An 8,995-nucleotide genomic window follows, 5' to 3' on the forward strand; every position below is an offset into this window, starting at 1 on the left:
GACTGGCTGACGCCCATGACCAACGCGACGAGCTGATCCGACGCGGCGACGTTGTCCTCCGTCGACGTGATCGCCCGGCGCGCCAGGACGCGGATGTTGCGGACCGCGTTGTCGACCGGATGGACCAGCCGGGCCAGCGAGCGGAACTGCCGGCGGCGATTCCACAGCAGCGGCGACAACTGCACCTGCTCCACGCCATCGGCGATGGTGCGGTCCATGAGGGTGACGTCGGCCTGCGAGGCCCTGGCCACCTGGAGGCCGGCGCGGATGCGGTCGGCGTCGCGATCCTCGAGGCCGCGGGCGACGTCGTAGAGCACGTCCGCGCTGAGATCGAGCACCGTCGCCACCGTGCGGCGGGCCTCCGACACCGGATTGCGCGGGATCAGCGCCATGACCAACACGCCGATCAAACCACCGACCAGGGCGTCCACCATGCGCTCGTAGGACAGCGTCGACCCCGGCGGCATGATCGTGGCGATGAGCACCGCCGACGACGCCGCCTGATTGACCACCAGCGGGCCTCGGCCGACGAAAACGCCGATCATCATGGCCACCAGCACGCCGACCGTCAGCTGCCACACGCCGGGCCCGAGCACCGAGAAAATGACGTCGCCCACGCCGACGCCCAGCGCCGCGCCGAAGACCAGCTCCATGCTGAATTTCAGGCGCGGCCCGGCCACCATGACGTTGAGGCCGATGAACGCCGCCATCGGCGCGAAGAACGGGTTCGGGTGGCCCAGGACCTCCAGCGCGAACCAATACGCCAGGCCCGCGGCCAGCGCCGCCTGGATGACCAGCAGCCACCGCGTGCGCAGCCGCTCGACGCCGTGGAGGAACCGCGTGCGCGGGCGCATGCGGCGGCGCAGCGCCATCGCCGCGCGGGAGGCGGGGTGGCGCAGCGCCTCGAGGTACTCCGTGGCGTCGAGGCCGATGTCGCGGGGTTCGCGGGGAGGTCGGGTCATGCGCGCCTACAGGTTGGTGGCGGCCACCGCGGACTGGTCGCAATCCTGCAGCAGGGCGAGGCAGCGGTCGTACTCGTCGTCTTCGCCGATCGCGCGGGCGGCCTTCGCCAGCGCCGAGATCGCGCGCAGGACGCCGCGGTTGGGCTGGTGCGACCACGGCACCGGGCCGAAGCCCTTCCAGCCGTTGCCGCGCAGCAGGTCCAGGCCACGGTGGTAGCCGGTGCGGGCGAAGGCGTAGGCGGTGACGTCCTCGCCGCGGTCCAGCGCGGCCTCGGCCAGGTCGGCCCAGGCGGCGGAGTCGCGGGGGCAGATGCGGATGACGTCGTCGGCCGGCTTGCCGGCGGCGCGGGCGGCGTCGGCGTCGTCGAACGCGGGCAGGTGCACCGGGGGCGGGGCCATCATGTCGTTGAGCTTCATGCCGACCACTATGCCAGCGCCTTGAGGCCGACGATGCCGCCGACGATCATCGCCAGGAACAGCATCCGCGGCAGCGTCACGGGATCGCCGTCGAACACCATGCCGTAGGCGACGGTCAGCGTGGCGCCGATGCCCACCCACACGGCGTACGCGGTGCCCAGCGGCAGGTCGCGCATGGCCCACGCCAGGCCGCCCATGGAGATGACCAGCGCCACGAAGAACACGATCGACGGCACGAGCCTCGTGAACCCGTCGGACTTGCCCAGTGCGACGGCCCACACGGCTTCGAACGCCCCCGACAGGATGAGAATGAACCAGGCCATGGCGGCCGTCCCTTCCGGCCGTCTTGTCGTGGACCGGGTACGGCTCCCTCGTCCGGGAGGTCGCGTGGCGCGCCTCTGGCCCAGATGATGTCAAACGCGGGCGAGGATTTCCACCGCGACGGCGAGGTCCTCCCAGCTCATCCCGGCGGTCTTGAACACGACGGGCGCGTCGGATTCCGCCAGTTCCAGGGCAACTTCCCGCTTGACGACGACGTCCCGGAACTCCGTCCAGTCGCCCCGTCGGAGATGGCCTTCGTCGACGGCGATCATGACGTCGCCGCATTCGGCCTCGGCGACGTGGGCGTCCTCGACGATGACGCGGGCACGGCCCATCAGTTCGCCGGGCAGCTCGCGCTTGTCGGGGTGGTGGGCGCCCATGGCGACGACGACGGCGTGATCGGCGACGTCGGCGTCGGCCAGCACCGGCTCCGCCGCCGAGGTGGCGCACACGATGAAATCCGCGCCGGTCGGCAGCTCCGTGGCAACGGAATGCGGCACGGCGCAGTCGACGTCGCGCGGGGTGCGGACGACGAAGGTGACGTCGACTTCCCCGAACAGCTCCACCGCCCCGAGGGCGTGGTGGATGGCCTGGGGGCCGGAGCCGACGATGGCCACGCGCAGCGGCCGGCCGGGTTCCCGGCGGGCCTCGACGATCTCGAGCACGCCCGCGAAGGACACCGCCGGAGTCCGCAGATCGGTGAGCGCCGGTCCGTCGAGGACGGCGGACGGGGCGAGCGTCGGGCCGTCGAAAAGCAGGTAGGCGCCCTGCACCCACGGCTGCCCTCCAACGGTCAACAGCTTGACGCCGACGTGGTCGCGGCCCGTCGACGGCATCCACAGCAGCTGGCCGCCGGAGGGGACGTCGGCGCTGCCGCGGGGGATGTCGGCGGCCGGATCGAGGCCATCGAGCAATGCGGCGCGCAGGACGTACGCCGCGCGGCCGACGGTCATGGCCGAGCGGACTTCGTCGGAGCCGATCACTCGCACGACGGCCCCTTGTCGGGCAGCTGGGACTGGCCCGGATCGGCGGACTTGCGGCGGACGTCGTCGGCGACGCGGGCGGCGGCCTCCATGAGCATCCAGCCGGACAGCTGCACCGACAGGTCGCGCTCGCGGATCGCGCCCTCGCGCACCGCACCGCCGACGGACGCCGACACCAGGCCACCGGCCTGCGGGAACGTGGCCGACTTCGTCCAATCGGCCGGGAACAGCGGCAGGCCGTCGACCTCCAGGCGGTTGTGCCACGCACTGTTGGCCGTGGCCAGCACCAGACGGCGGGCGATGCGGGAGGCCGCGCGGTCGGTGCGGCCGTCATCCGGCAGGCGCAGCGCGGCGTCGGCCAGGTAGCGCACCAGCACGCCGTTGAACAGGCCGCCGTCGCCGCCACCGCCGCCCTTGATCACGTTGTCCGACGTCGCCATGTCCTTGGCCACCGCGTGAATGATGTTGTGCAGGCGGGTGAGGTAACCCGTCGATGCCTCACGGTCGCCGCGCTCGCGCAGGGCCAGGGCGATCTCCAGGCACGCGCCGATCATGACGCCCTGGTTGTACGTGTACCGGCCGCGCTCGACCTCCATGCCGCCCATCGACAGCCGCACGCCGTCGAGGATCAGCCCCGAATCGTCGACGAGGTTGTCGAAGATCCAGTCCACCAGCGCGCAGGCCTCGTCCAACCGCCCCGCCCGGGCAAACGCGATGGCCGCCGGGCCGTTGGAGGGCACGTTGAAGAAGACGTCGCCCACCCGCCACGGCAGCACGCCCGTCGACGGGTCGATGCCCTCCACCAGCGAATGCAGCAGGCGCCGCGTCGTGCCGCGGGCGCCGCGGCCCACCTGGCCGGCGCGGCCCAGGGCCAGCACCATCCACGCGCGATCGTCGAAGTACTTGTTCGACGCCAGCGGCGACAGGTTGCGGATGCGGATGCCCCGGATGGTCGCCTGCACCGCCTTCGACTTCTCCCGCGACGGCACGCGCGCGGCGGCGTCGATCAAGCAGTCCAGGTAATGCGCCTGCCACCAGTAATGCCAGGAAAAGAACGCCTTGTGCTGCACCGGGGCTGGCCACGACGGCACCGCCAGATTGGTCCCCGGCAGGCCCCACAACCGGGACGCGTGCCGGTCCCTGATCGCCTGCTCCGCGACATCGGCACGGTAGGCCCAGTTCTCGGCCTCCGTGCGGGACATCTTGGTCACCACGTGCCACTCCTCTCCGGCGCCGGCCCGACCGACACCGCCCGGCAATCCACGCTCATACTACGTGCCGCGGCGGATTCACCACGCGTCGTCGAGGTGCGCATGTGTTCGAACCCACGCGTGCATGGCGATTCCCGCCGCGACGCCCGCGTTGATCGACCGCGTCGACCCGAATTGGGCGATGGACACCGTCATGTCGGCGGCGTCGCGGGCGGCCTCGGTGACGCCCGGCCCCTCCTGCCCGAACAGCAGCAGGCACTCGCGCGGCAGCTCCGCGGTCTCCAGCGGCACCGACCCGGGCACGTTGTCCACGGCGACGACCGCCAGGCCGCGCTCGCGGGCCCAGGCGACGACCTCGCCGACGGTGTCGTGGTGGTGCAGGTGCTGGTAGCGGTCGGTGACCATCGCCCCGCGCCGGTTCCAGCGCCGACGGCCGACGATGTGCACGGCTGCGGCCGCGAAGGCGTTGGCGGTGCGCACGACGGTGCCGATGTTGGCGTCGTTCTCGAAGTTCTCGATGGCCACGTGCAGCGGGTGCCGCCGCGCGTCGATGTCCGCGACGATCGCCTCGCGCGTCCAGTACCGGTACGCGTCGACGACGTTGCGCCGGTCGCCCTCGGCCAGCAGCTCCGGGTCGTACTTCGCATCGGAGGGCACGGGCTCGCCGGGGTGCTCCTCGGCCCACGGCCCGACCCCGACGCGCGGCGTGCCCCACTCGGTGGGGCCGGGCTGGCTTTCTTTATCGGGCTGGTCTGGCTCCGTCACTTCCGCCCGAGCTCCAGGATGCCGTCGACGAGCAGCAGCTGCGCGGCGGTGTAGGTGTCCATGACGCCGGCATCGAGAAGCTTGCCGACGACGCTGTCCTCCCCCACCAGCGCACGCAGCATCAGCAGCGCGTCCGAGACAAGGAAGAGATTGCCGCCGTGGCCGACGCCGAAGCGGGGGTCGCCTTCTTCCAGACCGGCGACCAGAACGGAGTCGTCGCCGAGCATCGACGTCGTGGTCAGCAGTGCGCCGTAACCGGCGGCAGCCGGCAGCAGATCGGGGCGCGACAGCGCGGCACCGGCCACGGAGGCGGCCCACAGCGGGTAGCGGGTCAGGGCGCGGAAACGGTTGGGGCGGGCCCCGGCGTCGTGAAGCATCTTGATGTACGCCACCTGGTTGACCGCGAAGGCCGCCGCGCCCTTGTTCAGGTCGTTGACGCGCGGCATGAGCACCAGGTCGCCGATCCAGCCGCCGGCCAGGCCGACGAGCAGACCGGCGGTGACGGCCGGCTTGGTCTCGTGGCGGCGGCGCACGACGGAGGCGGCGAGCAGCGGCATGAGCAGGGTCTTCGACGCCTTGCGGGGCTTTTCCGCGCCCAGCGCCGAGGAGACGACGTTGACCAGCGACGCACCGACGTAGCCGGCGCGTTCCGGTTCGCGGGTCGCGCGGCCGACGGCGGCGACCAGCGCGCCGGCGCCCTCGATGGTGCGGCGCGCGGCGGCCTGCTTCAGGGTCTCGGTCTTGCCCATGACTACTCCAATCCCAGGTCGGTGAGGCCGAGCAGGAAGCGGTACTCCAGCCCCTCGGCGCGGATGACGTCGGCGGCGCCGGTGTCGCGGTCGACGACGGTGGCCACGCCCACGACCTCGGCGCCGGCCTCGCGCAGCGCGGCGACGGCGGTCAGCGGCGAGTTGCCGGTGGTGGTGGTGTCCTCGACGACGAGCACGCGCGCGCCCTCGATGCCGGGGCCCTCGACGCGGCGCTGCATGCCGTGCTTCTTGGCCTCCTTGCGCACCACGAACGCGTCGATGGGGCGGCCGGCGGCGTGCATGACGGAAGTGGCCACCGGGTCGGCGCCGAGCGTCAGGCCGCCGACGGCGACGTAATCCCAGTCTGCGGTGAGCTCGCGCAGCAGCTCGCCGATCAGGCGGGAGGCCTGGTGGTGCAGCGTCGCGCGGCGCAGGTCGACGTAGTAGTCGGCCTCCTTGCCGGAGGACAGCGTCACGCGGCCGTGGACGACGGCCAGCTCCTTGACCAGCTCGGCGAGTTCCGCGAGCTTCGTGGCGTCTACCTGGGGGTTGTTCATCGCTGGTCGTCCTCTTCCTGGTGTTCGTTGTCTTCGTTGTTCTCGGGTTCCGCGTGGTCGATGACGTCGCCGAAGATCCCCGCGGGCCCGGAGTCGGGGCGGATGATGCGCCCTCCGGTGATGGTGGCCCGGCTGTGCTCGGGGTCCTCCCCCAGCGCCGGCAGGGCTGCGCCGGATTCGCCCAGATCGCGGAAATCGCCGTCGCCCATTCGCTTTCCGACGGCCCGCGTCGGCGTCTCCAACGGGTGTTCAGACGCGGTCGGGGGCCGCCAGGCGGGTGCTTCCTCGACCGGATCGGGGACCGCCGCGACCGTGGTGGCGGCGGTGGCCGCGCTGGGTTCCGGAAGCGGCCGCAGGTGGCCCGGCGCGGAAGTCTCCGCGTCGGCCGCCGAGGGCCGGGTGGGATCGCGGTGGGCGGCGTCGAGTTCGCCGATGGATCCCGGCGAGGGTGGCAGGCGTCGGGCGATGTCGCCGAAGCCGGCCAGCGGCGCCATGGCCGCGTCCCACTCGAGGGGCCCGGAGCCGTCGGCGAAGGCGCCGATGACCCACTCCCCCTCCGCCCACGCGGCGGTGACGGAGTCGGGGATGGACCGCAGCACGCGGTGGGCGCGGTCGTCGAAGATGCGGTGGACGATCTCGGGGTCCGTGGCGGAGACGGTCACGCCGTCCTCGACGCCGACCTCGGGAAGATCGGTGCGGCCGTCGCGGGAGAACTCCATGATCTCGTCGGAGGGCACCGGCCGGCGCAGCGCCAGCAGCGTCACGCCGCCGATGTCGCACAGGTGCATTTCGCGGCCGTGGGCGAAACCGCTGACCACGTCGCGGGCGTCGCCCTCGGGGACGCGGTCCCACCACGACGCGACCTCCGCGTCGATCTTGCGGAAGTCGGCGTTGCGGTCGTCCGCCCACGCTTTGCGGGCGCGGCGCGCGGCCAGCCCGGCCAGCGGGCCGACGTGGCGCAGCTCCTCACGGGTGGGGAACCGCGGCGCGAACGACGGCCGCGAGCGGCGCGGCGCGGGTTTGGGTGCAGCCGGAGCTCCCACGTCCAACGGTTCATCGTCGGGGTGGGCGGGCTCGTCGGGACGCTCCGGCTCGGGGGCCGGTTCTTCTTCGGGGTCGGCTTCGTCCTCGACCTCGTCCACGTCAATGGGTTCGGGATCGAGTTCGGGCTCAGGGGCCGGTTCAGGCTCCGGCGCTTCTTCACGCTCGGGCTCAGGGGCCGGTTCCGGTTCGGGTTCGGGCTCCGGCGCCGGCTCTTCTTCATCCACCTCGGGCTCGCCCACCTCATCCGACGGGGAGGTGGGCTCCAAGGAGTCGGCCGGGACGTCGTCAAGCGAACCCGACGCGCCCGCGCGGCGGCGCGAATCCAGCACGAACAACGCCGCACCCGCGCCCAGCAGCACGATCCCGAGGAAAATGAAGAGGTAAGTCATCGTGGGAACAGTCTATGCGGCTGCCTCACAGGCGGACGATGGGCCGCGCCGGATCACCCGCCCACTTCGACCAACCGCCGATGAACAGCGACGCGCCCGGCAGGCCCGCCTCGTGCATCGCCTGGACGAACAGCGCCGCGTGCAGGCCCGAACCGGAATAGACGGCGACCTGATCGCCCGAGGTCACGCCGATCTCGGCGAGCTTGGCGCGGATCTCCTCCGCCGGCAGGAACTCGCCGTCGCGCTGCAGCGCGCGGGCCGGCAGGTTCACCGCGCCCGGAATGTGGCCGGCCTGCAGGTCCAGGCGCTCGGCGCGGCCCTGGAAGCGGGTCAGCTCGCGGGAATCGATGAGGACGCCCTTGTCGGGCCACTCCGCGACGTCATCGACGTCGACGACCGGGAGGTTGCCCGCGTTCGCGACGAGATCGCCCGGCTGAGGCAGGTTGCCCGGGCCGCCGGCGGTGTCGAAGCCCTCCGCTTCCCAGGCGTCCAGGCCGCCGGCGAGGACCTTGACGTTCTTCACGCCGGCCCAAGTGAGGATCCACCAGCCGCGCGACGCCAGCAGGCCGTCGTTCTGGTCGTAGACCACGACCTCGTGGGCGTCGGTGAGGCCCCAGCGGTCGATGGCGTCCTGGACGCGCGCCAGCTCCGGCAGCGGATTGCGGCCGTGGGCGCGGTCCGGAATGCCGACCAGGTCGAACGTCGGATCGCAGAACAGGGCCAGGGGAATGTGGGCCATGGTGTAGTGGCCGTAGGCGGACCGGTCGCGGGACCATCGGGTGTCGATGACCGCGATGCGCCGGCCGGCTTGAATGTGACTGTGGAGTTCCCGTGCGGAAATGCAGGTGCTCATACCGGTAGAGCCTAGAGCCGAACCGCCGAATCCGCCGCGCCGCCCTCCGTCGGGCGGTTAGCCTGGCGCCATGGACCAGACAAAGCGCACCGCATTCATCACCGGCGCGGCCCAGGGCATCGGCCGCCGGACCGCCGAGATCCTCCTGGACCGCGGCTGGACCGTCGGCGTGTACGACATCTCCGACGACGTCTCCTGGGCCGAGGGCCGCAAGGGCGCGGTCACCGGGCACCTCGACGTCCGCGACCCCGACGAATGGCGCGAGGCACTGCGTTCTTTCGCCGAAGTCGCCGGGGGTCGCATCGACGTGATCGTCAACAACGCCGGCATCCTCTATGGCGGCGCCTTCGAGGATGCGGGCATCGACGTCGACGAACGCATCATCGACGTCAACGTCAAGGGCGTCACCTACGGCGCGAAGCTGGGCCTGTCGTACCTGAAGGAGTCGCGCGGCCAGCTGATCAACCTGGCGTCGGCCGCTGCCATCTACGGCACCCCGGACATGGCCACCTACTCGGCGTCCAAGTTCGCGGTACGCGGCCTGACCGAAGCCCTGGATTACGAGTGGCGCCCCCTGGGCATCCGCGTCGCCGCCGTGTGGCCGCTGTTCGCCGACACCGGGATGCTCGACGGCGTGGCCACCACCGGCACGTCCCGCATGGGCATCCGCCTGACCGCCGACGATGTCGCCACGGCCGTCGTCGACTGCATCGACGCCGGCTACAAGGACGGCGAGCGCCACAC

General features: G+C 71.9%; 11 protein-coding genes and 1 riboswitch. Of the genes, 1 reads left to right on the forward strand and 10 read right to left on the reverse strand.

Translation table 11 applies throughout. The annotated features are described in order from the left end of the window. The 10 genes from GX015_RS09565 to GX015_RS09610 all read right to left on the reverse strand — a co-directional run. The coding region (locus GX015_RS09565; RefSeq protein WP_291344676.1) for an FUSC family protein at positions 1 to 962 on the reverse strand (962 nt) is incomplete at its 3' end. Between the two features lie 6 nt (positions 963 to 968). Further along, positions 969 to 1,379, reverse strand: a complete 411-nt coding sequence (locus GX015_RS09570) for a DUF3151 domain-containing protein (protein WP_291344678.1) — start codon at positions 1,377 to 1,379, stop codon at positions 969 to 971. 8 nt (positions 1,380 to 1,387) lie between these two features. Further along, positions 1,388 to 1,702, reverse strand: coding sequence for a multidrug efflux SMR transporter (locus tag GX015_RS09575; protein ID WP_291344679.1), 315 nt, complete (start codon positions 1,700 to 1,702; stop codon positions 1,388 to 1,390). A 13-nt stretch (positions 1,703 to 1,715) separates the two neighbouring features. Continuing rightward, positions 1,716 to 1,781: riboswitch (guanidine-III (ykkC-III) riboswitch) on the reverse strand. 11 nt (positions 1,782 to 1,792) lie between these two features. Further along, on the reverse strand, positions 1,793 to 2,683 hold the full coding sequence (locus tag GX015_RS09580; RefSeq protein WP_291344680.1) for an ornithine cyclodeaminase family protein: 891 nt from the start codon (positions 2,681 to 2,683) through the stop codon (positions 1,793 to 1,795). Next, positions 2,680 to 3,885 carry a glycoside hydrolase family 76 protein gene (locus tag GX015_RS09585; protein ID WP_291344692.1) on the reverse strand — a complete coding sequence of 402 codons (1,206 nt, stop codon included), beginning with the start codon at positions 3,883 to 3,885 and terminating at the stop codon, positions 2,680 to 2,682. Before GX015_RS09585 ends, GX015_RS09580 begins: the two co-directional genes overlap by 4 nt. A gap of 87 nt (positions 3,886 to 3,972) precedes the next feature. Next, positions 3,973 to 4,659 (reverse strand): TrmH family RNA methyltransferase, encoded by a 687-nt coding sequence (locus GX015_RS09590; RefSeq protein WP_291344681.1) that lies wholly within the window; start codon positions 4,657 to 4,659, stop codon positions 3,973 to 3,975. Beyond that, positions 4,656 to 5,408 carry a lysoplasmalogenase gene (locus GX015_RS09595; RefSeq protein WP_291344682.1) on the reverse strand — a complete coding sequence of 251 codons (753 nt, stop codon included), beginning with the start codon at positions 5,406 to 5,408 and terminating at the stop codon, positions 4,656 to 4,658. Before GX015_RS09595 ends, GX015_RS09590 begins: the two co-directional genes overlap by 4 nt. Positions 5,409 to 5,410: 2 nt before the next feature. Continuing rightward, on the reverse strand, positions 5,411 to 5,965 hold the full coding sequence (gene pyrE / locus GX015_RS09600) for an orotate phosphoribosyltransferase (RefSeq protein ID WP_291344684.1): 555 nt from the start codon (positions 5,963 to 5,965) through the stop codon (positions 5,411 to 5,413). Then, positions 5,962 to 7,398, reverse strand: coding sequence for a hypothetical protein (locus GX015_RS09605; RefSeq protein ID WP_291344686.1), 1,437 nt, complete (start codon positions 7,396 to 7,398; stop codon positions 5,962 to 5,964). The genes pyrE and GX015_RS09605 overlap by 4 nt, the downstream gene beginning before the upstream one ends. 25 nt (positions 7,399 to 7,423) lie before the next feature. Beyond that, a complete protein-coding gene (locus tag GX015_RS09610; protein ID WP_291344688.1) occupies positions 7,424 to 8,251 on the reverse strand; it encodes a sulfurtransferase in 828 nt (275 codons plus the stop codon). A 70-nt stretch (positions 8,252 to 8,321) separates the two neighbouring features. On the opposite strand from GX015_RS09610, the gene GX015_RS09615 reads away from it, so the two are divergent. Further along, a partial coding sequence (locus tag GX015_RS09615; RefSeq protein WP_291344690.1) for an SDR family oxidoreductase occupies positions 8,322 to 8,995 on the forward strand: 674 nt, incomplete at its 3' end.

Origin of the sequence: Corynebacterium sp., assembly GCF_012837295.1 — a bacterium.
In the GTDB taxonomy this organism is placed as follows: domain Bacteria; phylum Actinomycetota; class Actinomycetes; order Mycobacteriales; family Mycobacteriaceae; genus Corynebacterium.